The organism is Azospirillum humicireducens, from assembly GCF_001639105.2.
Taxonomy (GTDB): Bacteria; Pseudomonadota; Alphaproteobacteria; order Azospirillales; family Azospirillaceae; genus Azospirillum; species Azospirillum humicireducens.
In genome coordinates this window covers 221,842-247,292 of sequence record NZ_CP028907.1, presented here as the reverse complement: position 1 = coordinate 247,292, position 25,451 = coordinate 221,842, and the positions used below count along the sequence as shown (strand labels likewise).

At 68.4% G+C, this 25,451-nt stretch carries 25 protein-coding genes; 12 read left to right on the top strand and 13 right to left on the bottom strand.

Annotation, left to right across the window (positions count from 1 at the left end):
• Window positions 1-245 precede the first annotated feature (245 nt).
• Genes atpD through A6A40_RS28300 form a run of 9 tightly spaced genes read left to right on the top strand, consistent with a single transcriptional unit; the run spans window position 246 to window position 6,832 of the window.
• Window positions 246-1,706: a F0F1 ATP synthase subunit beta gene (gene atpD, locus A6A40_RS28340; protein ID WP_108549508.1), complete on the top strand. Its 1,461-nt coding sequence runs from the start codon at window positions 246-248 to the stop codon at window positions 1,704-1,706.
• Window positions 1,703-2,224 (top strand): F0F1 ATP synthase subunit epsilon, encoded by a 522-nt coding sequence (locus A6A40_RS28335; RefSeq protein ID WP_236784116.1) that lies wholly within the window; start codon window positions 1,703-1,705, stop codon window positions 2,222-2,224. Before atpD ends, A6A40_RS28335 begins: the two co-directional genes overlap by 4 nt.
• A complete protein-coding gene (locus tag A6A40_RS28330; protein WP_108549177.1) occupies window positions 2,221-2,499 on the top strand; it encodes an AtpZ/AtpI family protein in 279 nt (92 codons plus the stop codon). Before A6A40_RS28335 ends, A6A40_RS28330 begins: the two co-directional genes overlap by 4 nt.
• 4 nt (window positions 2,500-2,503) lie before the next feature.
• A complete protein-coding gene (locus A6A40_RS28325) occupies window positions 2,504-2,791 on the top strand; it encodes an ATP synthase subunit I (RefSeq protein ID WP_108549176.1) in 288 nt (95 codons plus the stop codon).
• On the top strand, window positions 2,788-3,462 hold the full coding sequence (locus A6A40_RS28320; protein ID WP_108549175.1) for a F0F1 ATP synthase subunit A: 675 nt from the start codon (window positions 2,788-2,790) through the stop codon (window positions 3,460-3,462). Before A6A40_RS28325 ends, A6A40_RS28320 begins: the two co-directional genes overlap by 4 nt.
• A 5-nt stretch (window positions 3,463-3,467) precedes the next feature.
• Window positions 3,468-3,707 (top strand): F0F1 ATP synthase subunit C, encoded by a 240-nt coding sequence (locus A6A40_RS28315; RefSeq protein ID WP_014249776.1) that lies wholly within the window; start codon window positions 3,468-3,470, stop codon window positions 3,705-3,707.
• 23 nt (window positions 3,708-3,730) lie between these two features.
• Window positions 3,731-4,504 (top strand): F0F1 ATP synthase subunit B family protein, encoded by a 774-nt coding sequence (locus tag A6A40_RS28310; RefSeq protein ID WP_108549174.1) that lies wholly within the window; start codon window positions 3,731-3,733, stop codon window positions 4,502-4,504.
• On the top strand, window positions 4,467-5,996 hold the full coding sequence (locus A6A40_RS28305; protein WP_108549173.1) for a F0F1 ATP synthase subunit alpha: 1,530 nt from the start codon (window positions 4,467-4,469) through the stop codon (window positions 5,994-5,996). Before A6A40_RS28310 ends, A6A40_RS28305 begins: the two co-directional genes overlap by 38 nt.
• Entirely contained in the window at window positions 5,993-6,832 is an 840-nt protein-coding gene (locus A6A40_RS28300) for a F0F1 ATP synthase subunit gamma (RefSeq protein ID WP_108549172.1), read from the top strand. Before A6A40_RS28305 ends, A6A40_RS28300 begins: the two co-directional genes overlap by 4 nt.
• Window positions 6,833-6,894: 62 nt before the next feature.
• Here the strand turns inward: A6A40_RS28300 and xdhC are convergent.
• From xdhC to A6A40_RS28255, 9 genes are all read right to left on the bottom strand, one after another.
• The coding region (gene xdhC, locus A6A40_RS28295) for a xanthine dehydrogenase accessory protein XdhC (RefSeq protein WP_146191676.1) at window positions 6,895-7,730 on the bottom strand (836 nt) is incomplete at its 3' end.
• Complete coding sequence (xdhB, locus tag A6A40_RS28290; RefSeq protein ID WP_108549170.1) at window positions 7,727-10,096, bottom strand: xanthine dehydrogenase molybdopterin binding subunit; 2,370 nt, start codon at window positions 10,094-10,096, stop codon at window positions 7,727-7,729. The genes xdhB and xdhC, both read right to left, overlap by 4 nt.
• Window positions 10,089-11,561: a xanthine dehydrogenase small subunit gene (gene xdhA, locus A6A40_RS28285; protein WP_108549169.1), complete on the bottom strand. Its 1,473-nt coding sequence runs from the start codon at window positions 11,559-11,561 to the stop codon at window positions 10,089-10,091. The genes xdhB and xdhA overlap by 8 nt, the downstream gene beginning before the upstream one ends.
• A gap of 127 nt (window positions 11,562-11,688) precedes the next feature.
• Complete coding sequence (locus A6A40_RS28280; protein WP_108549168.1) at window positions 11,689-12,348, bottom strand: hypothetical protein; 660 nt, start codon at window positions 12,346-12,348, stop codon at window positions 11,689-11,691.
• A gap of 62 nt (window positions 12,349-12,410) precedes the next feature.
• Window positions 12,411-12,695: a hypothetical protein gene (locus A6A40_RS28275; RefSeq protein WP_269467692.1), complete on the bottom strand. Its 285-nt coding sequence runs from the start codon at window positions 12,693-12,695 to the stop codon at window positions 12,411-12,413.
• 232 nt (window positions 12,696-12,927) lie between these two features.
• The gene (locus A6A40_RS28270; RefSeq protein WP_167562546.1) at window positions 12,928-13,554 is read right to left on the bottom strand and encodes a MarC family protein; all 627 of its coding nucleotides are present in this window, start codon (window positions 13,552-13,554) and stop codon (window positions 12,928-12,930) included.
• A gap of 67 nt (window positions 13,555-13,621) precedes the next feature.
• Window positions 13,622-14,314, bottom strand: coding sequence for a DUF2161 domain-containing phosphodiesterase (locus A6A40_RS28265; RefSeq protein WP_108549167.1), 693 nt, complete (start codon window positions 14,312-14,314; stop codon window positions 13,622-13,624).
• Window positions 14,311-14,631 (bottom strand): CcdB family protein, encoded by a 321-nt coding sequence (locus tag A6A40_RS28260; protein ID WP_108549166.1) that lies wholly within the window; start codon window positions 14,629-14,631, stop codon window positions 14,311-14,313. Before A6A40_RS28260 ends, A6A40_RS28265 begins: the two co-directional genes overlap by 4 nt.
• Window positions 14,628-14,819 carry a type II toxin-antitoxin system CcdA family antitoxin gene (locus tag A6A40_RS28255; RefSeq protein WP_158279384.1) on the bottom strand — a complete coding sequence of 64 codons (192 nt, stop codon included), beginning with the start codon at window positions 14,817-14,819 and terminating at the stop codon, window positions 14,628-14,630. The genes A6A40_RS28260 and A6A40_RS28255 overlap by 4 nt, the downstream gene beginning before the upstream one ends.
• Before the next feature lie 276 nt (window positions 14,820-15,095).
• Here A6A40_RS28255 and A6A40_RS30610 point away from each other — a divergent pair, with 276 nt between their 5' ends.
• A complete protein-coding gene (locus A6A40_RS30610; RefSeq protein WP_146191666.1) occupies window positions 15,096-15,314 on the top strand; it encodes a hypothetical protein in 219 nt (72 codons plus the stop codon).
• A 107-nt stretch (window positions 15,315-15,421) separates the two neighbouring features.
• Here the strand turns inward: A6A40_RS30610 and scpA are convergent, their stop codons facing one another.
• The 3 genes from scpA to A6A40_RS28240 form a co-directional block, all read right to left on the bottom strand.
• Complete coding sequence (gene scpA, locus A6A40_RS28250) at window positions 15,422-17,575, bottom strand: methylmalonyl-CoA mutase (RefSeq protein ID WP_108549164.1); 2,154 nt, start codon at window positions 17,573-17,575, stop codon at window positions 15,422-15,424.
• 148 nt (window positions 17,576-17,723) lie between these two features.
• Window positions 17,724-19,724, bottom strand: a complete 2,001-nt coding sequence (locus A6A40_RS28245) for an acetyl-CoA carboxylase biotin carboxylase subunit (protein WP_108549163.1) — start codon at window positions 19,722-19,724, stop codon at window positions 17,724-17,726.
• An 11-nt stretch (window positions 19,725-19,735) separates the two neighbouring features.
• Window positions 19,736-21,268, bottom strand: a complete 1,533-nt coding sequence (locus A6A40_RS28240) for an acyl-CoA carboxylase subunit beta (protein ID WP_108549162.1) — start codon at window positions 21,266-21,268, stop codon at window positions 19,736-19,738.
• Window positions 21,269-21,500: 232 nt separating this feature from the next.
• Here A6A40_RS28240 and A6A40_RS28235 point away from each other — a divergent pair, with 232 nt between their 5' ends.
• The gene (locus tag A6A40_RS28235) at window positions 21,501-22,949 is read left to right on the top strand and encodes a helix-turn-helix domain-containing protein (protein ID WP_108549161.1); all 1,449 of its coding nucleotides are present in this window, start codon (window positions 21,501-21,503) and stop codon (window positions 22,947-22,949) included.
• Here the strand turns inward: A6A40_RS28235 and A6A40_RS28230 are convergent.
• Window positions 22,921-24,288 carry a diguanylate cyclase gene (locus A6A40_RS28230; protein WP_236784115.1) on the bottom strand — a complete coding sequence of 456 codons (1,368 nt, stop codon included), beginning with the start codon at window positions 24,286-24,288 and terminating at the stop codon, window positions 22,921-22,923. The genes A6A40_RS28235 and A6A40_RS28230 overlap by 29 nt on opposite strands.
• 352 nt (window positions 24,289-24,640) lie before the next feature.
• On the opposite strand from A6A40_RS28230, the gene A6A40_RS28225 reads away from it, so the two are divergent.
• On the top strand, window positions 24,641-25,447 hold the full coding sequence (locus A6A40_RS28225) for a response regulator (RefSeq protein ID WP_236784114.1): 807 nt from the start codon (window positions 24,641-24,643) through the stop codon (window positions 25,445-25,447).
• The last annotated feature ends 4 nt before the right edge of the window (window positions 25,448-25,451 follow it).

Below are 25,451 nucleotides of genomic sequence, written 5' to 3'. Positions count from 1 at the left end.
ACGCAATGCCGCAACGCAACGAAGGGGGCTATGCTGGGGTCAGGTGGTCGATCTGGTTGACGCATTGCCCTCCCCCCCCATGGCGCCGCCCCACGGGAGAAATCCACGGGAGCATCCGGGCGCCCCTTCCCCCGCCCGCCGGGGGAAGGCCGGGTGGGGCCTTGAAGCCGCAGCACAGCCGCAGCGCTGCCCTCATCGCCGCCATTCCGCACGGTTCCCGTTCCGCCCAATCGGCCGGAGTGACCATGTCCGTCCAAACCCCCGCGCGACCATCTGCCGATCCGATTGCCGCTCCGATATCCGCCCCGGCTGCAGGCCGGGTTGTCGCCGTCCGCGGCTCCGTCATCGACATCCGCTTTCCCGAAACGGCGCTGCCGCCGCTGTTCGGCGCGGTGGAGATCCTGTGGGACGGTCCCGAGCGGCTGGTGGCGGAAGTGCAGAGCCATCTCGACGCCGCCACAGTCCGCGCAATCGCGCTGCAGGGCACCTCCGGCCTGCGGCGCGGCACGCCGGCCCGCTCCACCGGCGGCCCGCTGACCGCGCCGGTGGGTGAGGCGGTGCTGGGCCGGCTGCTCGACGTCATGGGGCTGGCGCGCGACGACGGGCCGGAACTGCCGCCCGACACGCCGCGCGCGCCCATCCACCGTCCGCCTCCGCCGTTGGCCCGGCGCAGTCCGCGCCGCGACCCGATGGAGACCGGCATCAAGGTGATCGACCTGCTGGCACCGCTGGCCCGCGGCGGCAAGGCGGCGATGTTCGGCGGCGCCGGGGTCGGCAAGACCGTGCTGGTGATGGAGCTGATCCGCAAGATGGTGGAGCGCCACACCGGCATCTCGGTCTTCGCCGGCATCGGCGAACGCTCCCGCGAGGGACAGGAATTGTGGGAGGAGATGAAGCGCTCCGGCGTGCTCGACCGCACCGCGCTTGTCTTCGGCCAGATGAACGAGCCGCCGGGCGCGCGCTGGCGCGTCGGCCTGACCGCGCTGACCATCGCCGAGCATTTCCGCGACGAGAAGATGCTCGACGTGCTTTTGCTGATGGACAATGTCTTCCGCTTCGTCCAGGCCGGTGCGGAGGTGTCGGGCCTGCTCGGCCGCCTGCCGTCGCGCGTCGGCTACCAGCCCACGCTGGCCAGCGAGATCGCCGAGCTGGAGGAGCGGGTGGCCTCCACCCCCGGCGCGGTGGTGACGGCGATCCAGGCGGTCTATGTCCCCGCCGACGATTTCACCGATCCCGCGGTGGCGGAGCTGTTCAGCCATCTCGACAGCTCCATCGTGCTGTCGCGCGCCATGGCGGCGGAAGGGCTCTATCCGGCGGTGGACCCGCTCAGTTCCACCTCCAGCCTCCTCGACCCGCTGGTGGTGGGGGAGGCGCATTACCGGCTGGCGGAGGATGTGCGCAGGACCATCGCCCATTACCGCGACCTGCAGGACGTCATCGCATTGCTGGGCATGGAGGAGCTGAGCGCCGCCGACCGTCTGGCCGTGCGCCGCGCCCGCCGCCTGCAGCGCTTCCTGACCCAGCCCTTCCTGGTGACGGAGGCTTTCACCGGCCATGGCGGCGTCAGCGTGCCGCTGGACGAGACGCTGAAGGGCTGCCGCGCGATCCTGGACGGCGAGGGCGACGACTGGGCCGAAAGCGCCTTCTTCATGACCGGCACCCTGGACCAGGTGCGCGAGCGCGACCGCGCCGGGAGGGGAACATGAGCGAGAATCCGGGGACATCCCCCTCTCCCCCTGGGGAGAGGGAATCCCGGCGGGGGCGAACCAGCGACCTCTCCCTCATCGTCACCACCCCCACCTCCGTCGCCGCCCGGCTCACCGGCCTCCGCCATCTGCGGGCGGAGGATGCCAGCGGCGCCTTCGGCGTCTGGCCCGGCCATGCCGACCTGCTGACCGCCCTGGCGATCTCCGTCGTCAGCTGGCGCACCGCCGACGGGCGCGAGGGTCATTGCGCCGTGCGCGGCGGCGTGCTGACCATCCACGACGGCGCCCGGATCGCCGTGGCGACACGGGAGGCGGTGGTCGGCGACGACCTGCACGCCCTGGAGCGCGACGTGCTTGCCCGCTTCCGCCGCAACCGCGAGGAGGAGGGGGAGGCGCACAGCGGCGCCCGCCGCATGCATCTGGCGGCGATCCGCCACATCCTGGCCTATCTGCGCCCCGGTCGCCGCCCCTCCGGCCCCTTTACCCCCACTCCCGACAGCGGGGAGGAGGCGCCATGAGCGACGACAAGGATCCGCTTCCCGGCAGCGTCCGCCGCCATCGCGAAAGGCGGGAGCGCTGGGACCGCGAGGGCGAACGGCCGATGGGCCGCAACCTCGCCCTGATCGGCGCGCTGGGCTGGCTGGTGATCGTGCCGACGCTGGCCGGCCTGTTCGCCGGGCGCTGGCTCGACGAACGGGCGGGCGGCGGGATTTTCTGGACGGCGGCGCTGCTGTTCGCGGGCGTGGCGCTCGGCGGATGGCTCGCCTGGAGCCGTATCGAGCAGGAGCGTTGACGCGATGACAGCCCCCTATCTCCTTCCCATCCTGGCCGGGACCCTGGCGGGGCTGGTGTTGGGAACCCTGTTCTTCCGTGGTCTGGCGGCGACCGCGCGCCTCTATGTGTCCGGTGGGGTCAGGCGGGCGGTCCCGCTCTACCTGCTGCGGTTGGCATGCGCCACCGCCGGCTTCACCCTCGCCGCCCTGTGGGGCGGGGCGGAGGCGCTGCTGGCCATGCTGGCCGGATTCCAGCTGGCCCGCAGCCTCGTGGTCCGGCGCGAAAAGCGGGCGGAGGCGGGAAGGCCATGACGGACTCGCCCCTGACGACGCCGATTGTCTTCCTGCTGGGACCGGTCCCGGTCACGCTGCCGGTCGTCGTCACCTGGGGACTGATGGCGGCCATGACGCTGGGCTCCGCCCTGGCGACGCGGCGCCTGCGGGTGGAGCGGCCGGGCCGCGTCCAGACCGTGCTGGAGCTGGTGGTGGAGACCCTGCGCCGCCAGATCGCCGAGACGATGCAGGCCGACGCCACGCCCTTCCTGCCGCTGCTGGGCACGCTGTTCCTCTATCTGGCGGTCGCCAACCTGTCCGGATTGGTGCCGGGGCTGAAGGCGCCGACCGCCTTCCTGGAGACGGCGGCAGCGCTGGCGCTGGTCGTGCTGCTGGCCTCGCAGGCGCTCGGCATCCGCCGCCGCGGCCTGTGGCCCTACCTGAAGGGCTTCGCCCACCCCACCCCGCTGCTGCTGCCGCTGAACATCCTGTCGGAACTGACGCGCGCCTTCTCGCTGTCGGTCCGCCTGTTCGGCAACGTGATGAGCGGGGAGTTCGTCATCGCCATCGTGCTGTCGCTGGCCGGCCTGTTCGTGCCGGTGCCGCTGATGGCGCTGGAGCTGCTGCTGGGCCTCGTCCAGGCGTACATCTTCACCGTGCTGGCCGCAGTCTTCATCGGCGGCGCGGTCGGAACCATAGAAAAGGGATAGGAATCATGGATGTCCATTCGATCAGCATCCTCGGCGCCGCCCTGGCCGTCTCGGTCGGGGCCATCGGGCCGGCCCTGGCGGAGGGACGCGCCGTCGCCGCCGCGATGGAGGCCATCGCCCGCCAGCCGGAAGCCGCCAACACCCTGTCGCGCACCCTGTTCGTCGGTCTGGCGATGATCGAGACGATGGCGATCTACTGCCTCGTCGTGGCGCTGCTTCTGCTGTTCGCCAACCCCTTCGCCTGACCGCGGCATTTCCGGAGCCCGTCATGCACATCGACGGTTGGACGATTCTGCTCCAGGCGGTCAATTTCCTGATCCTGGTCTGGCTGCTGCGCCGCTTCCTCTACCGCCCGGTCCTGGCGGTGATCGCCGAGCGGCAGGCCGCCACCGAGCGCGTCCGCAGCGAGGCCGAGGCCGCGCGCCAAGCCGCCGAAGCCGCAAGCCGGAGCCTGGAGGACCAGCGCGCAGCCCTGCCGGCCGAACGCGACCGCCTGATCGCCGCCGCCCGCGCCGAGGCCGAGGCCGAACGCGCCGCACTGCTCGACCGGGCGCGGATCGAGGCCGACCATGCGCTGGAGGAGGCCCGCAACCGGCTGGCCGACGAGCGGGCACAGGCGCTGGGCGCCTTGCAACGCCACGCCGCCGATCTCGGCACGCAGCTGGCGACCCGGCTTGTGCGCGACGCCCCATGCGGCACCCTGACCCGACCGCTGCTGGAGGAAGCCTGCGCGGCGGTGGAGGCGCTGCCCGCCGACCGGCGCCATGCCCTCGGGGACGGGACAGAGCCGGTGCCGGTGCGTCTCGCCGCGGCCGGCCCGCTGCCGGACGAGGATGTCGCCCATGCCCGCGACCGGTTGGCGGCGGCATTGGACCGGCCTGTGGCGCTGGAACTGACCGAGGATCCGTCGCTGATCGCCGGTGTGGAGCTGCATTTCGCCCACAGCGTCGTCCGCCGCAGCTGGAAACAGACGCTTGCCGAGGCGAAGGAGGAGATGACCCGTCATGACTCCGCAAGAACCGATGCCGGCGCCCTCGCTTGAGGATGCGCTCGACGCCTGGATGCCGGGCGCGCTGCGCCGGCTGGACGGGCTGGACACCGCCGCGCGGCTGGAATCGGTCGGGCGGGTGGAGTCGGTCGGCGACGGCATCGCCCATGTTTCCGGCCTGCCCGATGTGCGGGTGGACGAGCTGCTGCTGTTCTCCGGCGGCGTCGCCGGGCTCGCCATGGATCTGGATGACCGGATCGGCTGCATCCTGCTGGGCGACGCCACGCCGGTCTCTGCCGGCGGCACCGTCCACGGCACCGGAACGGTCCTGCGCGTGCCGGTCGGCGACCGGCTGATGGGGCGGGTGGTCGATCCGCTCGGCAACCCGCTGGACGACGGTCCGCCCATCGAGGCCGACGGGTGGGAGCCGGTGGAACGCCCCGCCCCGACCATCGCCGAGCGCGCGGCGGTGTCCGAACCGCTGCTGACCGGCACCGCGGCGATCGACGCCATGTTTCCGCTCGGCCGCGGCCAGCGCGAGCTGCTGATCGGCGACCGCGCCACCGGCAAGACCGCCATCGCGGTGGACGCCATCCTCAACCAGACCGGCGGAGACGTGTTCTGCGTCTATGTCGCCGTCGGCCAGAAGGCGTCGGGCGTGCGCGCGGCCATCGAGGCGGTGCGCCAGGGCGGCGCTGCGGCGCGCACCCTGTTCGTCATCGCCGCCGCCGATTCCGCCCCCGGCCTGCAATGGCTGGCGCCCTATGCCGGCTTCACCATGGCCGAGCATTTCCGCGACAGCGGACGCCACGCCCTGGTGATCGTCGACGACCTGACCAAGCATGCGGCGGTCCACCGTCAGTTGTCGCTCCTGCTGCGCCGTCCGCCGGGGCGGGAGGCCTATCCGGGCGACGTCTTCTACCTGCACAGCCGTCTGCTGGAACGGGCGGCCAAGCTCAGCCCGGCCAGGGGCGGCGGGTCGCTGACCGCGCTGCCCATCGCCGAGACCCAGGGCGGCAACCTGTCGGCCTACATCCCGACCAACCTGATCTCCATCACCGACGGCCAGGTCTGCCTCGACGCCAAGCTGTTCTACGAGGGTCAGAAGCCGGCGGTCGACATCGGCCGCAGCGTGTCGCGCGTCGGCGGCAAGGCGCAGCCGCCGGTCCTGCGCACCCTGGCCGAACCGCTGCGGCTCGACTACGCCCAGTTCCTCGAACTGGAGGTCTTCACCCGCTTCGGCGGTCTGGTGGACGAGCGGACACGCAAGGCGGTGGAGCATGGCCAGCGCATGCGCGCCCTGCTGGCCCAGCGCCATCTGTCGCCCCGCCCACTGGCGGTCCAGGCGGCGCAGCTGCTGGCGCTGGCCGACGGCACGCTGGACGGGATGCGGCTGGAGGCGATGGCGCATTTCCAGGCGGCACTGGCGGGCTTGGTCGCCGCCCACCCGCCGCATATCGGCGATACGCTCGACGACGCAACCAAGGCGGTCCTGCGCGACCTGATTGCGCAAGCTGTCTCGGGCTTGACCGGAGAGGCGCCATGACCGAACGGCTGGCGGAGGTCGAGGCACGCCGCGCCAGCGTGCAGGATCTGGAGGCCGTGACCGACGTCATGCGCTCTCTCGCCGCCATGCGGCTGCAACAGGCGCTCGGCACTCTGGCCGGCACCCGCGCCTATGCCGAGGCGATCGCCGGGGCGCTGACCCAGGCCACGGCCTTGCAGGACGACGCGCCGCCGCACTGGCCCGTCAACGGACACGGCCAGTGCGCCTGGGTGCTGTTCGCACCGGAGCACGGCTTCGTCGGCGCCTTCGCCGAAAAGCTGGTCGATGCGGGGCTGGCGGCACCGCCGGGCTGCGCCTTGTGGGTGGCGGGGTCGCGCGGCGCCGCCCTGCTGGAGGAACGCGGCCGTCCGCCGGCCTGGGCCACGGCGATGGCGACCAACACCGACGCCGTCACCGCCACCGCCCGGCGCATCGCCGAGGAACTCTACCAAGCGGCGGCGGACGGACGGCTGGGCCGGGTGGAGCTGCTCTACGGCCGGACCGATGCGGGTGCGCCGCCGGAGCTGGTGCGCCGTCCCCTGCTGCCGCTCGGGCTGCCGCGCGACGGCGCCCGGACGGTGCCGCCGCTGATCAACATGCCGCCCCGCGACCTGATCGCCCGGCTGGTTGACGAGTATGTCTTCGCCCTGCTGGCCGATGCCGCGATGGAGAGCTTCGCCGCCGAGAACGCCGCGCGCCTGTCCACCATGATGACGGCCCGCCACAACATCGAAACCACGCTGGACGAACTGACCGCCACAGCGCGCCACCTGCGCCAGGAACAGGTCACGAATGAGCTGATCGAACTGGTGTCGGGGGCCGAGGCGATGGGGTGAGGAAAATGCCCTCTCCCGCCAAGATCCCTTCTCCCCCCTGGGGAGAAGGTTAGGATGAGGGNGTGAGCGGGGGGGAGAGGGAGACACGGGAGGGAACCGCAAACGCCACCAGCAGTTCCGCCGCCACCAGGGCCGCGATCACCTCCGGCCGCTTGTCGCCGGTCAGCGCGGCGCCGATGGGACAGGTCAGCCCCTCCAGCGCTTGCACATCCCGCCCCCGCGCCCGGAACCAGCGCTCGAACTTCGCCCGTTTCGTCGCCGAGCCGATCATGCCGACATAGGCGGCGTCGCCCCGCCGCAGCGCCGCCTCGGCGATCTCGAAATCCAGGGCATGGCTGTGGGTCAGCACCAGATAGCCCGCCCCGGCCGGAGCCCCCGCCAGCGGGTCGAGCGGGCTGTCGGTCAGGATGCGCTCCACGCCCGCCGGTATCGTTTCGGGAAACTCCTGCGCCCGGCCGTCGATCCACAGCAGACGCAGCGGCAGCGGGGCGAAGGCCGTCGCCATGGCCCGTCCGACATGGCCGGCACCGAACAGCAGCAGGGTCGGCCGCGCCTCCCGCGCCCGGCGCTCCCGGTCCTGCAAGGCGGCGACGGTGCCGCCATCGGCCCGCTCCAGCCGCAGCACGACATGCCCGCCGCAGCATTGCCCGGTCGCCGGCCCCAGGGGGAGGTCGAGCGTTTCGGCGGCGGTGCCGTCCTCCAGCATCCGCCGCGCGGTGGCGATGGCGGTCCATTCCAGCCGCCCGCCGCCGACCGTTCCGGCGCAGGCCTCCCGCCCCACCAGCATGCCGGCCCCCTCCTCCCGCGGGGTGGAGCCGCGCGCCTCGGCGACGGTCACGAGGATGGCCGGCGCGCCTTGGGTCAGCCAGTTGGAGAGGGTGGTGGAGAGGATCGTCATGGTTGCCGGGGAACCGCCACCCGCTCCCGCAGCGCCGCAATACACCTCAGCACCCGCTCCGGCGTGGCCGGCGCATCCAGTCTCGGACAGACCCGGTGCCCGGCGACGCTCGCCACCGCGTCGGACAGGGCGTGGAACACCGACATGCCCAGCATGAAGGGCGGCTCGCCCACCGCCTTGGAGCGGAAGATGCTGTCCTCGCGGTTCGGCGCATTCTCCAGCAGCGCGACGTTGAAGATGCGTGGACGGTCGGAGCAGGCCGGGATCTTGTAGGTGCTGGGCGCATGGGTGCGCAGGCGGCCCTGCCCGTCCCACCACAGCTCCTCCATGGTCAGCCAGCCCATGCCCTGGACGAAGCCGCCTTCGATCTGCCCCTTGTCGATGGCCGGGTTCAGCGAGCGGCCGCAATCGTGCAGGATGTCAACCCGGTCGACGACATATTCGCCGGTCAGCGTGTCCACCGTCACCTCGGCGCAGGCCGCGCCATAGGCGAAATAGTAAAACGGCGTGCCGCGCCCAGCCGCGCGGTCCCAATGGATCTTCGGCGTCTTGTAGAATCCGGTGGCCGACAGCTGGACCCGCGCCATATAGGCGGCGCGCACCAGCTCGGCGAAGCTCATGTCATGGTCGCCGACCCGCACACGGTTGCGCTCGAACCGCACCGCGTCGGGTGCCACCCCCCACTTTTCCGCCGCGAAGGCGACCAGCCGCTCCCTGATGGTCCGCGCCGCCGCCTGTGCCGCCTTGCCGTTCAGGTCGGAGCCCGACGACGCAGCGGTGGCCGAGGTGTTGGGAACCTTGCCGGTGCTGGTGGCGGTCGGGCGGATGGTGGAGATGTCGACCTGGAACTCCTCGGCCACCACCTGGGCGACCTTGGTGTAGAGCCCCTGCCCCATCTCGATGCCGCCATGGTTCAGCTGGATGCTGCCGTCGGTGTAGACATGGACCAGCGCGCCGGCCTGATTGTAATGGCTGGCGGTGAAGGAGATGCCGAACTTCACCGGGGTCAGCGCCAGCCCCTTGCGCAGGATGCGGCTGTTGGCGTTGAAAGCGCGGATCTCCTCCCGCCGCGTCCAGTAACCGCTGCTCTCCTCAAGCTGCGCCACCAGCTCAGGCAGGATGTTGTCGGTGACGGTCTGGTGGTAGGGCGTCAGGTTGCGCTCCCCTCCCTCGGCATCCGTCCCGTAGAAGTTCCGCTTGCGGATTTCCAGCGGGTCCTTGCCCAGCGCGAAGGCGATCTCGTCGATCGCCCGTTCCGCCGCGACCATGCCCTGCGGGCCGCCGAAGCCCCGGAACGCCGTATTGGATACCGTGTTGGTCTTCAGCGGCAGCGATTCCAGCCGCGCCGCCGGATAGAAATAGCCGTTGTCGGCATGGAACAGCGCACGGTCGGTCACCGGCCCCGACAGGTCGGCGGCATAGCCCGCTCGTGCCGCGAACAGCATGTCGACGCCCTGGATCAGCCCGCTGTCGTCGAAGCCGACGCGATAGTCGATCTCGAAATCATGGCGCTTGCCGGTGATCTGGAAATCGTCGTCGCGGTCGGGACGCAGCTTGGCGGCGCGGCCGGTGCGCTTGGCGACCAGCGCGGTGCAGGCGGCGAACAGGTTCGATTGAGTCTCCTTCCCGCCGAAGCCGCCGCCCATCCGCCGCACCTCCACCGTCACCGCGGCGCTGGGCAGGTCCAGCACATGGGCGACGATGTGCTGCACCTCGGTCGGGTGCTGGGTGGAGACATGGATCAGCACCTCGCCATCCTCGCCCGGCACCGCCATGGCGATCTGGCTTTCCAGGTAGAAATGCTCCTGCCCGCCGATGGCGAGCCGCCCCTCCACCCGGTGAGGCGCCGCGGCCAGCGCCGCATCGGCGTCGCCGACCCGGAGCGTCATTGGCGCTGTCACCAGCGTCCGCTCGCCGTCGCGGGCGGCGGCGATGGTCAGGACGGCCGGCAGATCCTCATACTCGATCACCGCCAGTTTGGCGGCGCGGCGGGCCTGGTCGCGGGTTTCGGCGGCGACGGCGAAGATCGGCTGGCCGACATGCTCGACCAGGGTCGAGGCGAACAGCGGCTCGTCATGCTTGCCCAGGCAGCCGATGTCGTTCACCCCCGGCACGTCCTCGGCGGTGAAGACCGCCACCACGCCCGGAGCCTGCCTGACCGGCGACAGGTCGATGGAGCGGATGCGCGCATGCGCCCGGCTGCTCAGCCCCAGATAGACATGCAGCAGCCCGGCCGGCTCGGCGATATCGTCGACATAGACCGCCTCGCCGCTGACATGCTTATGCGCGCTTTCATGCCGACGGGAGTCGTGGACGGCGCCCTCGATCCGGGCCGCAGGCACGATTGGGGTCGTCACGTCAGGCATGGGCAAGCCTCCGGTCGCCGACGAGACGGGTGTCCGCCGCCGGGTCGCTGGTCTCGACATACAGCTTCATCAGCAAATTCGCGGCCACCATGGAGCGATAGCCCGCGCTGGCCCGCCAATCGCTCAGCGGCGTGTAGTCGCCGGCCAGCGCATCCATCGCCTGGACCACCGTTTCCTCCGTCCAATGACGGCCCAGCAGCACCGCTTCGGCCCCGGCGGCGCGTTTGGGCGTGCCGGCCATGCCGCCGAAGGCGATGCGGATGTCGGCCACCCGCCCCTCGCCATCCAGCGTCAGGCGGAAGGCACCGCAGACGGCGGAGATGTCCTGGTCGAAACGCTTGGCGATCTTGTAGGCACGGAAACGCACGCCCGCCGCCGGTTTGGGCAGGATCACCGCCTCGACGAACTCACCCTCGCGGCGGTCCTGCTTGCCGTATTCGATGAAGAAATCCTCCAGCGGCAACTCGCGTGTCTCGTCGCCGCGCCGCAGCCGCAGGGTGGCGCCGCAGGCGATCAGTGCCGGCGGGCTGTCGCCGATGGGGGAGCCATTGGCGATGTTGCCGCCGATGGTGCCCATGTTGCGCACCTGCTCCGCTCCGATGCGGCGGATCAGCTCGCCGAAATCGGGATAGAGCGCGGCGATCCGCTCCGCCGCATCGCTGTAGGTCACGCCGGCCCCGATCGCCAGCGCATCGCCGCGATCCTCGATCCGCCGCAGGTCGCGGACCCGGCCGGTGTAGATGACGGTCGCCAGCACGCGCTGGAACTTGGTCACCCACAGCCCGACATCGGTCGCGCCGGCCACGATGGTGGCGCCCGGATTGTCGAGCAGGAGCTGCGCCAGTTGCGGCACGGTGGCAGGCGCCAGGAACCGCCGCCCACCGGCGCCGACGCTGAGAATCTCCCCGTCGCGCAGGGCCGTCAGCTTCTCCGCCCACGCCTCACGGTCGGCGAAACGGTCAGCATCCCGGTCGCCGATGTCGTACATGGCATGCGCGGCGCGGACGATGGGCTCATAGCCGGTGCAGCGGCACAGGTTGCCGGCCAGCGCGTCGTCGATCCGCTGCCCGTCCGGCCGCTCCTCGTTCAGGTAGAGCGCCAGCAGCGACATGACGAAGCCCGGCGTGCAGAATCCGCATTGCGAGCCGTGGCAATCGACCATCGCCTGCTGCACCGGGTGCAGCGCGCCGTCCGGTCCCTTCAGATGCTCCACCGTCAGCAGCCGGCAGCCGTCCAGCGTGGCGAGGAAGCGGATGCAGGCGTTCACCGCCTCGTAACGCAGCCTGTCGCCGTCCAGCCGCCCGACCACCACGGTGCAGGCGCCGCAATCGCCCTCCGCACAGCCTTCCTTGGTGCCGACCCGCCGTTCCGACAGCCGTAGCCAATCCAGCACCGTCAAGGTCGGATCGACCGTCTCGATCTCCCGAAGCTCGTCGCCGAGATAGAAGCGGAGGCGCTGGCGCATGGCTGCTCCCGATGAACTGGTGACGATGTGACGCAGTATTTCACCGACGTTAACTCTGTCACCAGATCGGCAGCGCGGGAAAGAGTTTCAAATGAATTGCAAAGGAGGGGGCATTCAAAGCCAACCCTCACGCACTCCCCTCCGGCGTCATCACCGCCAACCCCCCGTCCGCCCGCACCGACGCCAGGGTCAGCGCATGCCAGTAGAGGTCCAGCAGCGCCGCCGGCATGCCGCCCTGCTCATGACCCTCCATCGGCAGGACGGCGGCGGCGTGGGCCAGTGCCGCGGTGGCGGCGTTCGGGCTGCGCGATACCGCATCGCCCAGCAGCCCCAGCGTCTGGCCGAGCGCCGCCGCGTCGAACCGCAGAAGTGCCGGCGGCACGGTGATCTGCGCCTCTCCCCCGCGCAACCGGCCAACGGCGATGTAGACATGCAGCAGGTCGGGCCGCTCCTCCGGCCGCAGCAGGGCGGCGACGATGCGGTTGCCGGTCAGCGGGCCGCTGCCGTCGAACTCGTACATGGTGGCGCGCTCGCCCTGCCGGGTGGCGGCGAGGCCGGCGAGGCGCGCGGTCAGCGGCTCCCCGGCGCGGCGGGCGGCCTCGTCGAACAGGGCGGGATGGCTGCCGCCTTCGCTCAGCACCACCAGCGGCGCGTCGGTCGCCGCGGCGGCGGCCAGCAACCGGGCCAGAACGGCGAAGGGATCGGTCCCCACCTCACCCGCTTCCGCCTCCAGCAGGCCGGCACCCCGGCGCAGCATGGCCTCGGCGAAGCTGATGTCGATATCCATGGCCCCAACCCTTTCGCTTTTCTCGAAACCCGGCCCGTTTTAGGACGGGGCGCCTCCTCCGCTCAATGGTAACCGAAGCTGCCCGTCACCTTTCCGCGGAACACCCAATAGGAATAGGCGGTGTAGCCCAGGATCGCCGGGATCAGGTGCGGCCACAGGCTGATGGCGAGGCCGAGGTAGGACAGGGCGAACAGCGCCATCGACAGCACGGAGGGCGCCACCTCCCGGCTGTTGTCGATGGCCCGCCACAGGGCGATGGCCAGCACCGCGGTGACGATGGGCATGCCGCCGACCAGCACGCGGTGGAACCAGTCGCTGCCATACAGCAGACCGCGGAAACGCAGCACCAGAGATCGTGGACGCGAACTGAATCCGCGACAGGATCAATGGATCGAGCTCCATGGCCGCCGCCTCATATTGTTTGGGCGCGAGGAAACGCTTGCGCCGGGCGATTGCCCGGCGCCGATGTGGCAGGAGGCCATGCAGAGTGTGCGGCTGCCGCGGAAAGGGGACTGGCCTTTCAGGCTTAAACCCGACAGCACAAGGGTTTGGAGGGACATACGGAGTGTTTGGGGCCGGTCAGTGGGGCGGATAGACCGCGGTGATGCCGGAAATGATCGTCTGCGCGGCCAGCGCCGCCAACACGATGCCCAGCACCCGGCTGACCGTGTGGATCACCGTGCGGCCCAGCAGCCGCCCGACCCGGTCGGCGCCCAGCAGGATCAGCGTCACCCCGCCGATCACCGTCGCCGCCGCGCCCAGCACGCTGATCTGTCCCGCCACCGTGCCGCCGGTGCGGTCCATCAGCAGCAGGATGGAGGTGATGGCGCCCGGCCCGGCGATCAGCGGCACCGCCAGCGGGAAAACGGCGATGTCGTGCGCGTCCTCGTCGGTCATCGCCTCGCCGGTGTCGCGCTCCTTCCGTTCGGAGCGTTTGGCGAACAGCATCTCGAAGGCGATCCAGAACAGCAGCGCCCCGCCGGCGATGCGGAAGGCCGGCATTTCGATGGACAGGGTCTGCAGCACGACCTTGCCGAAATAGGCGAAGAAGACCAGAACCACGAAGGCGATGGCGGTGCCGCGCAGCGCGATGATCCGCTTGTGGCGGTCGTCGAAGCCGCGGGTCAGCGCGATGAACAGCGGCACCAGCCCCGGCGGATCGACGACGACGAAAAAGACGACGAGATTGCTGATGTAGTCCGACAAAGCCGGCTCCAGCCTGATGGGATCGTGGATTGGGTGGCGACGATCATAGGCTTGGCGGTGCGGAGTGTCACGCCTCCGCCAGGGCATGGGCGAACGCCTCCAGCCCCTGGACGCCGGCCGGGGTCAGAGCGTAGGTGCCGCGCCCGACACGCTCGAACCAGCCATAGACGTTGCGCTGCAGCATCGGCCCGACATCCTTCGGCGCCCCGGCCTTGCGCAGCGCCGCGACGGTCAGCGGTCCGCCGCCCAGCAGGCGGGCGATGCGCAGCGCGTCCTGGCGGTAGGCGGTGACGATGGCGACGCGGGTGGAACCGCCGCGGTTGGGATCTCCCACCCGGCGGGCATGCTCGCCAAGCAGCCGGTGGGTGCGCTTCCTGTCCTTGCGCGGCGTGTAGGGAACCGGATCGAGCAGCACGGCGACGCGCTGCCCCTCCGCCAGTCCGAGGTCGACCATCAGCAGGCCGAGCCCCAGCCGGCGGCAGAGCTTCTTCACGTCGCTGTCGAGAGGCGACGGCCCGGTCGCCTTGCGCCCCGGCTGCGGCACGGCGAGATAGACGCTGTCGCTGACCGCCAGCCGGTCCACCCCCTGGAGCACGAGGTCGAGGGTGAAGCGCTTCTTCAGCTCGACGATCACCGGCGGCTCGTCCCCGCGCGTGGCGACGAGATCGCAGCCGCGGATCTCCGCCTTCACATCGTAGCCCTGGGCTTCGAGGAAGGCTTTGACCGGGGCATAAAGGTCTGTTTCGGCGGTGACGGTCAAAAGTCGCCTGTCAGGACGTCGATGGCACGGAGGATGTCGGAATGGGCGCCGGATGCGGACGCGACGACAGCGCCGATTTGCGCAACAGGCAAAGCGACGATCTGCGGCGTCACGACGACGAATTGCTCGTTACCGACCATGATCGACGGCATGATTTTGGGAATTGGAGTTTCAACTTCGGATGAACGGATCAACGGAACGACCACACGGGTTCTGTCGATACCGACATAATCACCCTGAACGATCAAGAGATAGGGAATGGGGTGATTTTTCTTTCCCTTCGCCGCCGGATTGAGGCAAACGTCGAGAAATCTCATTCGAAGTTCCGGTACTCTTCACCAAAAAGACCAAGCCGGTCCACCAACGCATCATAGGCGGCGAAGGCCACCCGATTGTCTTCCATCCACTTCTTTTTTTCGGCATCCATGGACGACACATGGGATGCGTTTTCCAGCGTATCGGAAACGGGATGTTCATTCTTCTTGGCTGGATCGATCCTGGACATCGAACGGCTCCCGACCATGCGTCACCATCCTAAGGATAGTGACGCAGCATTATCCTGTCCAGTTCGTGACCAGCTGGATGGTCTCTCAGTTTGAAATCCTCGGAGTCCGACCGACACATTTCAACTTCGGGAAGGAGAGCGTGACGCCGCCCCGACCCGTGGCTACAATCCCGGCATGACGAATTCGATCGCCTCTCCTCCCAAGCCACGATAGCCCCGGCAGCGCCGTTCAATGTTGGACGGGACGCGCCGGGGCATCGAGCTTGGAGAGGCAAGATGTCTAAAGACATGACGCGGGCGCGCCGCCGGCATGAGCGTGCCCGTATGGTCGCGAAGGTTCGGCGTATTCTCCCTTGGGCCGACGTTCCGCAGAAGGTAGCCGACAATATGGCAGTGTGCAGTTGCTGGATGTGCGGCAATCCACGGCGCTACAGAATTGAACTGACGATGCAGGAGCGGCGGCAAGCCATCCGGGAACTGGATTGGGATCACTGAAAGCGACGGGGCGATGCCTCTACCGCGCATCACCCCGTCAAATTTCAAAGGCCCCCGCCGCCTGACTCAAAAGCGGGAAGAGCCTTCGCTCTTCCCGCCACCACTCATCAAACCGCCGCCTTCTGCTTGCGCAGGATGCCCAGGATGTCGGACGCCGCCTTCGGGATGTTGGTGCCCGGCCCGTAGATGGCCGCGGCGCCGGCCTTGTAGAGGAAGTCGTAATCCTGCGGCGGGATCACGCCGCCGCACACCACCAGGATGTCGCCGGCGCCCTGTTTGCGCAGTTCCTCGATCAGCTGCGGCACCAGCGTCTTGTGGCCGGCGGCTTGGCTCGACACGCCGATGACGTGGACGTCGTTCTCCACCGCCTGCCGCGCCGCCTCGTCCGGGGTCTGGAACAGCGGCCCGATGTCGACGTCGAAGCCGATGTCGGCGAAGCTGGTGGCGATCACCTTGGCGCCGCGGTCGTGGCCGTCCTGGCCCATCTTCACCACCAGGATGCGCGGCCGGCGGCCTTCCTCGGCGGCGAAGGACGCCACCTCCTCCTGGATCTTCCTGAAGCCCTCGTCGCCCTCATAGGCCGAGCCGTAGACGCCCGACACCGAACGGATGACGGCGACATGGCGGGTGAAGGCCTTTTCCAACGCGTCGGAGATCTCGCCGACGGTGGCGCGGGCGCGGGTGGCCTCGACCGACAGGGCCAGCAGGTTGCCGGTCTTCTCCGTGGCCGCCTTGGTCAGCGCCGCCAGTGCATCCTGGCACTTGGCCTCGTCGCGGGTGGCACGGATCTGCTTCAGCCGGGCGATCTGCGCCTCGCGGACGGCGGTGTTGTCGATGTCCAGCACGTCCACCCCTTCGGGGTTCTCCGGACGGTACTTGTTGACACCGACGATCACCTCCTCGCCGCGGTCGATGGCGGCCTGACGGCGGGCGGCGGCCTCCTCGATCAGCAGCTTGGGCATGCCGCTCTCGACCGCCTTGGTCATGCCGCCCATCTCCTCGACCCGGCCGATCAGCTCCAGCGCGGCGTTGGCGAGGCTGTGGGTCAGGTGTTCGATGTAGAAGGAGCCGCCCAGCGGATCGACCACCTTGGTGACGCCGGCCTCCTCCGCGATGATCAGCTGGGTGTTGCGGGCGATGCGGGCGGAGAATTTGGTCGGCAGGCCCAGCGCCTCGTCGAAGGCGTTGGTGTGCAGCGACTGGGTGCCGCCCAGCACCGCGGCCATCGCCTCGATGGTGGTGCGGATGACGTTGTTGTAGGGGTCCTGCTCGGTCAGCGAGACGCCGGAGGTCTGGCAATGGGTGCGCAGCGCCAGCGAGCGCGCGTCCTTCGGCTGGAACTTCTCCTGCATCAGGGAGGACCACAGCAGGCGCGCGGCGCGCAGCTTGGCGATCTCCATGAAGAAATTCATGCCGATGGAGAAGAAGAAGGACAGGCGCGGCGCGAACTTGTCGACCGGCAGCCCCTTGGACATCGCGGCGCGGACATATTCCAGACCGTCGGCGATGGTGAAGGCCAGCTCCTGCACCGCCGTCGCGCCGGCCTCCTGCATGTGGTAGCCGGAGATCGAGATCGAGTTGAACTTCGGCATGTGCTGGGAGGTGTACTCGATGATGTCGGCGATGATCCGCATCGAGGGTTCGGGCGGGTAGATGTAGGTGTTGCGGACCATGAACTCCTTGAGGATGTCGTTCTGGATGGTCCCGCTCAGCTTGTCCTGCGAAACGCCCTGCTCCTCGGCCGCGACGATGTAGCCGGCCAGGATCGGCAGCACGGCGCCGTTCATGGTCATCGACACCGACATCTTGTCGAGCGGGATGTCGGCGAACAGGACCTTCATGTCCTCGACGCTGTCGATGGCCACGCCGGCCTTGCCGACATCGCCGACGACGCGCGGATGGTCGCTGTCATAGCCGCGGTGGGTGGCGAGGTCGAAGGCCACCGACAGGCCCATCTGGCCGGCCTTCAGGTTGGCCTTGTAGAAGGCGTTGGACTCCTCCGCGGTGGAGAAGCCGGCATATTGCCGGATGGTCCAGGGCTTCACCGCATACATCGTGGCGCGCGGGCCGCGGGTGAAGGGCGGAAAGCCGGGCAGCGTGTCCAGCTCCAGCCCTTCCAGGTCGGCGGCGGTGTAGAGCGCCTTGACGTCCAGCCCTTCCGGGGTCTTCCAGACCAGCTTGGAAATGTCGCCGTCGGCGCCGAGATCCTTGGCGGCCAGCTTGTCCCAGTCGGCAAGGGTCTTCTGCGGGAACTCGGTCATCGACGCCTCCTGATGGCTTCTTATGGGCGCTGGTGGACTTGGCAGTGCGTTTCCGTCCGATGCGCCCCCTTCCGGCGGTCGAATGGACCGGCGGAAGGGGGGCAAGGGGGTACGCTTCCTCTCGATTGCGTTTCTTCTTCTTATACGGTTACGCGAATTCCACGATCTTCTGATCGACCGCCAGGCTGCTGCCCGGGGCTGCGTGGATTTTCGCGACCGTCCCGTCCTGCGCGGCGCGCAGAATGTTCTCCATCTTCATCGCCTCGACCACGGCCAGAACCTCGCCGGCCTTGACCTCCTGGCCTTCCGTCACCGCCAGCGACACCAGCAGGCCCGGCATCGGCGACAGCAGGAACTTCGACATGTCAGGCGGCGCCTTCACCGGCATCAGGGCGTCGAGCTGTGCCGCCTTCGGGGTCAATACTTTGACGACGGCCTGCGACCCGCTGTGGTGCAAGCGATAGCCGATGCCGACGCGGTCGATCTGGACGCAGACGGGCGTGCCGTTCACCGTGCCGCGGAACAGCGGCTCGCCGATCTGCCAGTCGCTCCACACCGTGTGGTGCTTGCCGTCGATGTCGACGGTGTAGCCGATGCGCTGCGGGCTGCCGTCCGCGGGATGCAGATGCACCGGATGCTGGGTGCCGTCCAGCACGACCACCCAGTCGTCGCGCACCTTTGCCTTGTTGCCCGGCATCTTGCCGGAGATCTGGATATCGCGGTCGTTCAGGCTGCGGTGGATCACCGCGGCCACCGCGATCAGCACCGCCGGGTCTTCCGGCGGCAGGTCCGAGGCGTGGAAGCCGGTCGGATATTCCTCGGCGATGAAGTTGGTGGTCAGCCGCCCGTCGACGAAGCGCTGGTTCGCCATCAGCGAGGCCAGGAACGGGATGTTGTGGCTGACGCCGCGGATGTAATACTGGTCCAGCGCCTCGCGCATGCCGGCGATCGCCGCATCGCGCGTCGATCCCCAGGTGCAGAGCTTGGCGATCATCGGATCGTAGTACATCGAGATCTCACCACCCTCGAACACGCCGGTGTCGACGCGGACATGCGGGTGGGCGGCCGGCGGCCGGTAGTGGGTGAGGCGGCCGGTGGAGGGCAGGAAGTTGCGGAAGGGATCCTCGGCATAGACGCGCGCCTCGACGGCCCAGCCGTTCAGCTGCACGTCCTCCTGGCGGATCGTCAGCTTCTCGCCGGCGGCGACGCGGATCATCAGCTCGACAAGGTCGAGGCCGGTGATCAGCTCGGTGACCGGATGTTCGACCTGGAGGCGGGTGTTCATCTCCAGGAAGTAGAAGTTGCGCTCGGCATCGACGATGAATTCCACCGTGCCGGCCGACTTGTACTGCACCGCATTGGCCAGAGCCACCGCCTGCTCGCCCATCGCCTTGCGGGTGGCGGCGTCGAGGAAGGGGCTCGGAGCCTCCTCGATGACCTTCTGGTGGCGGCGCTGGATCGAGCATTCACGCTCGTGCAGGTACAGGCAGGTGCCCTGCCCGTCGGCCAGCAGCTGGATTTCGATGTGGCGCGGCTGCTGGATGTATTTCTCGACGAAGACGCGGTCGTCGGCGAAGCTGGAGCGTGCCTCGTTGGTCGCCGAGCGGAAGCCCTCGCGCGCCTCCTCGTCGTTCCAGGCAACGCGCATGCCCTTGCCACCGCCGCCGGCCGAGGCCTTGATCATCACCGGATAGCCGATGTCGCGGGCGATCGTCACCGCCTCTTCATCGTCGGCGATGACGCCGAGATAGCCGGGAACGGTGGAGACGCCGGCTTCCTTCGCCAGCTTCTTGGACTCGATCTTGTCGCCCATCGCCTGGATGGCGTGGGCGTCCGGACCGATGAAGGCGATGCCGGCAGCCGCCAGCGCCTCCTGGAACTCGCGCTTCTCCGAGAGGAAGCCGTAGCCGGGATGGACCGCCTGGGCACCGGTCTTCTTGCAGGCCTCGACGATGCGGTCGACCAGCAGGTAGCTCTGGGCGGACGGAGCGGCGCCGATGTGGACGGCCTCGTCGGCCATCTCGACATGGAGCGCGTTCCTGTCGGCGTCGGAATAGACCGCGACGGTCTTGATGCCCATGCGGCGTGCCGTGCGGATGACGCGGCAGGCGATCTCGCCACGGTTGGCGATGAGGATCTTCTCGAACATGCTGCCGGCCCTCACAGCGGAATGTTGTCGTGCTTGCGCCAGGGGTTCTGGAGCTGCTTGTTCTTCAGCATGGACAGCGCCTTGGTGATGCGGCGGCGGGTTCCGTGCGGCATGATGACGTCGTCGATGTAACCGCGCGACGCGGCGACGAAGGGATTGGCGAATTTCTGCTTGTACTCTTCCGTACGCGCCTCGATCTTCTCGGCGTCGCCGATATCGCTGCGGAAGATGATCTCCACCGCGCCCTTGGCGCCCATCACCGCGATTTCCGCCGACGGCCACGCATAGTTCACGTCGCCGCGCAGATGCTTGGACGACATCACGTCGTACGCGCCGCCGTACGCCTTGCGGGTGATGACCGTCACCTTCGGCACGGTGGCCTCGGCGTACGCGTACAGCAGCTTGGCGCCATGCTTGATGATGCCGCCATACTCCTGGCTGGTGCCGGGCATGAAGCCGGGGACGTCGACCAGGGTCAGGATCGGGATTTCGAAGGCGTCGCAGAAGCGAACGAAGCGCGCCGCCTTCTTGGAGCTGTCGATGTCGAGACAGCCGGCCAGCACCATCGGCTGGTTGGCGACGATGCCGACCGTGGAGCCGTTCATCCGGGCGAAGCCGATCAGGATGTTCTTGGCGTATTCCGGCTGGAGTTCGAAGAAGTCGCCCTCGTCGACGATCTTGAGGATCAGCTCCTTCATGTCGTAGGGCTTGTTCGGGTTCTCCGGCACCAGCGTGTCGAGCGAGAAGTCCTCGCGGTCGAGCGGATCGGCGCAGGGGCGGACCGGCGCCTTCTCCCGGTTCGACGACGGCAGGAAATCGACGAAGCGGCGCAGCTGCAGCAGCGCCTCGACATCATTCTCGAAGGCCAGATCGGCCACGCCCGACTTGGTGGAGTGGGTGACGGCGCCGCCCAGCTCCTCGGCGGTCACGACCTCGTGGGTGACGGTCTTCACCACGTCGGGGCCGGTGACGAACATGTAGGAGCTGTCCTTCACCATGAAGATGAAGTCGGTCATGGCCGGCGAGTACACAGCACCGCCGGCGCACGGCCCCATGATCAGCGAGATCTGCGGGATGACGCCCGAGGCATCGACGTTGCGCTGGAACACCTCGGCATAGCCGCCGAGCGAGGCGACACCCTCCTGGATGCGGGCGCCGCCGCTGTCGTTCAGGCCGATGACCGGGGCGCCGACCTTCAACGCCTGGTCCATGATCTTGCAGATCTTCTCGGCATGCGCCTCCGACAGCGCACCGCCGAAGACCGTGAAGTCCTGGCTGAAGACGAAGACGAGGCGGCCGTTGACGGTGCCGTGGCCCGTCACCACGCCGTCGCCCGGGACCTTCTGGTTTTCCATGCCGAAGTCGATGCAGCGATGTTCGACGAACATGTCGAACTCCTCGAACGACCCTTCGTCGAGGAACAGCTCGATCCGCTCACGCGCGGTCAGCTTGCCTTTGGCGTGCTGGCCGGCGATGCGCTTCTCACCGCCGCCCAGCCGCGCCGCGGCGCGCTTGGACTCCAACTTGGCCAGAATGTCTTGCATCGGGCGTTCCCATATCGTTGGCGTCGCAGTGACGGTCCCCGCTCCGGCGCCGAGCGACGCAATCATTCACCGGAACGCCGCGGATTATTCACAAACTTCGCAGCGCTTCAAACAGCCTCTTCGCAAAAAGGTGCGAAGTTGCGAAGCCCTTTGCAAATGCGGCTTTGTGCTTGCTAAGATTGCGAAGAACGGCGGATTTCCAACGCCGCCCGTTGGGCGGGATTTTATACGCATGCAAAAGAAACTCTTCCTTGGCTATAAGCTGCGCCGCCTGCGCGAACAGCGCGGTCTGACCCAGGCGTCGCTGGCCAAGACGCTGGAGCTTTCCCCCAGCTATCTCAACCAGTTGGAGAATAACCAGCGCCCGCTGACCCTGTCGGTGCTGATGCGGATCGCCGCCACCTTCGAACTGGAACTGTCCGCCTTTCTGGAGGACGAGGACAGCCGGCTGGTCTCCGACCTGCGCGAGGCGCTGGCCGACCCGCTCTTTGCGGGAGCACCGCTGACCTCGGGCGAGCTGCGCAGCGTGGTCGGCTCCAGCCCGGAGCTGGCCCGTCGGGTTCTCAGCCTGCATCAGGCCTATCAGAAATTGCACGAGCGGGTGCAGTCGCTGGCCGACAGCCTGTCGAACCGCGAACAGGGCGACAGTTTTGCCGGGCCGCAGTTTCCGTACGAGGAGGTGCGGGACTATTTCCACTACTGCAACAACTACATCGGCCCGTTGGACGAGGCGGCGGAGCGGCTGTGGGACACCGAGAAGATCCATTCCGGATCGCTGTTGAACGAACTGGCCGCCTATCTGAAGCGCCGCCACGACGTGCGGGTGAAGATCGTCGCCGACGAGGCGGGTGAGACCGCCATGCGCAGCTATGACGCCTCCACCGGCACGCTGCGCCTGTCGGCCCTGCTGACCAGCGCCAGCCGCGCCTTCCACATGGCGAACCAGATCGCATTGCTGGAGTTCGGCGACCAGATCGACGAGCTGGTGGATCAGGCGAAATTCTCCAGCGAGGACGCCCGGTCGATCTGCCGGGTCGGGCTCGCCAACTACTTCGCCGGTGCTCTGGTCCTGCCCTACCGTGCCTTCGCGGCGCAGGCCCGCGCCTTGCGCCACGACGTGGAACAGCTGCAAAGCCGCTTCTCCGCCAGTTTCGAGCAGGTCTGCCACCGGCTTTCCACCCTGCAGCGGCCGGGCGCGCGCGGCCTGCCCTTCTACTTCGTGCGGGTCGACATGGCCGGCAACATCACCAAGCGCCATTCCGCCACCCGCTTCCACTTCGCCCGCTTCGGCGGCGCCTGCCCGCTGTGGAACGTGCACGAGGCCTTCGCACAGCCCGGCAAGATCCTGGTGCAGTTCGCCCAGATGCCCGACCGCACCACCTACATCAGCATCGCCCGCACCGTGACCAAGCGCGGCGGCGCCTATCTGAAGCCGTCACGGCAATTCGCCGTCGGGCTGGGATGCGAGGCGAGCCATGCGCCGGAGCTGGTCTATGCCGCCGGCATCGACATCGCCGACCTCAAGGCGGCGGTCCCCATCGGCGTCAACTGCCGCCTGTGCGAGCGCACCGACTGCCAGCAGCGCGCCTTCCCGCCGATCGGCAGCGAGTTGCGGGTGAACGAGCATCACCGCAGCTTCGTGCCCTACCTGTTCAATCCGCCGGACACGCCGTCCGGCTGAGCGCCGGCTCCGTCAGGTCCACCGAACCTTCGTCGAGCACGACGCGGTCGCGACCTTCGTTCTTGGCGCGGTAGAGCGCATTGTCGGCACGGATCAGCAACCGGTCGATGCTGTCGCCGTCGCGAAAGGGGGCGACGCCGAAACTGCCGGTCTGGCGGTGGCCGTTGGGAAAATCATAGGCGCGCATCATGCGGCGCAGCCTTTCGGCCAACGCGAACGCGGCTCCCGGGCCGGTCTCCGGGCACAGGATGAGAAACTCCTCGCCGCCCCACCGGCCGACCGTGTCGGTGGCCCGCAGCGCCTTGCCTGCCAAGCCGGCGAATTCGACCAGGACCTGATCGCCGAAAACATGTCCGAACCGGTCGTTGACCTGCTTGAAATGGTCGAGATCGACCAGGATGATCGACATCGGCCGGCCATATCGGGCGGCCCGCTCCATTTCCGAACGGCAGACCTCGTTCAGATGGCTGCGGTTGGCAAGTCCGGTCAATACGTCGGTGCGCGACTGCACCCGCAGCCGCTCGTTCACCCGCATCAGCTTGACGACCCAGAACAGGCTGGTCAGGACGACCGCGGCGGGAAGCGCCAGCAGCTTCGTCAGCGTCCAAGCATCGAGCGGCGACTGGACCTGAATGGCGACATGCCGGTTGGCGATGGATGTCCGTTCGGCGGTGGAAATCGTTCCAACCCCGCGGTCGAGGACAGCCAGCAACCCCGGCTCGTCCTTGCGAACGCCGATCCGCAACGCATTCTCGTAGCCCGGCAGATGGCCGGCAACCTTCAGGTTGAACCAGCCGGCGGTCTTGATCGTATAGACGGCGACCGTCAGCGACCTCAACGTCATGTCCGCCATGCCACGGGAAACCGTCGCGAAGGCCTCCGCCTCGCTGTCGACCAGGACGATGCGGAGGTTGGGAAACTCGCGCCTCACCCTTTCCTCGACCGAGGTTCCCCTGGGAAGCACCATCGTCTCGCCGCCGACAGCGGCCAGATCGGCGATGTAATCATGCCCCTCCCGCGTCACCAGCACGTTCGGGTCGATGAACAGCGGTTCGGTAAAGGCCAGCCATTCCTCCCGCTTCGGCGTCCGGTTCAGGAAGCTGAGGAAGCGGCACCGCCCGTCGCGCACCGCCGCGATGCTCTCCTCCCAATCACGGGTCGGCACGGCCCGCAAAGCCACCCCGGAACGCCGCGAAACCAGCGCCAGAAGGTCTGCCGCGATGCCCTGGTGCTTTCCGTCGGCGGACATGGATTCGTAGGGAGGCCAATCGGGATCGGCGCAGTAGGGAACGGCCTCGCCGGCCTGCGCCGCTGCACCGAACAGAAGCGGAACCGCCAACCCGATTGCCCCCAATAGCTGCAACGGCCGGCCGACCATTCGCCGAAACATCGAATCCGCCATCAAGCCATTTCCCCGGCGTTGGCCAGCCTACCTCGGCCAAGCCTACCTCGGTATGTCGTCGCAGGATAACGCGCTTTGCGTGTCGCGGCTTGGGAAATGATGCGCCGATGGCCCGCTCCTTGCTGATAATCGGTCGCATTATCGCTAGGAGCGCGGATCTCCATCGCTTTCCGACACGGTCACTGCAAGCTGCGTTGCATTTTGCCAATGGCGGGCCATGAACGGTGACATTCTGCATCAAGTCCCCCTCAACCGGGGAAGAGCGTTCGCTCCGGAAGCGATGGCCCGCATGCTGGCGGTTTCCACCACGGCTCTGGCGCAAGCGCGGGGGATAACCCTGGACGTCAGCGTGCTGACCGGCACGCCGCCGCGGCTGATCGGCAATGCCGAGACCGTGAGCAGCCTGTGCAGTGCGCTGGCCGCAAGCGCCATCTCCTGCGCCGAACCGGGCCGGCTCAGCCTCCGCCTCTCGGCCCTGCCGAACGGCGAGGAGTCGGTCGTTCTCCGGGCCGAATTGCATGGCCGCTACGATGGGCACTGCAAGGACGGGTTCGGCAAGGACTTCGCCCGTCGGCTGCTGGCGGCGATGGGCGCGCAGATGACCGTGACGCAGGAGAACGACGGCTCCCTGCGGGCGATGCTCGACATGCCGGCCGCCCTGCCGTCGCGCACCACCGACGGCGAGCTGCTGATGAGCTGGGCGCGTTCGCGCGGCGGCCGGCTCCTGGTCGTGGATGACAGCGCGACCAACCGGATGGTGGTGGCGGGCCTGCTCGCCAAGGCAGGATTTTCGGTCGAGACCGCCACCGGCGGGGCGGAGGCCGTGGTGGCCGTCGCCCAGGCGCCGGTACCGCCCGAGGCGGTGTTGATGGACGTCGCCATGCCCGATATGGACGGGGTGGCGGCCACCGCCACCATCCGCAAGCTGGGCGACGAGCGCAGCCGCATCCCGATCATCGCCGTAACCGCCAATGCCCAGCCGGAGGACCGCGTCCGCTGCCTCGCCGCCGGCATGAACGACTACCTGACCAAGCCGGTCCGCCGCGCCGACCTGCTCGGCGCACTGGAACGCTGGCTGGCGCCTCAACAGGCGTGAGACG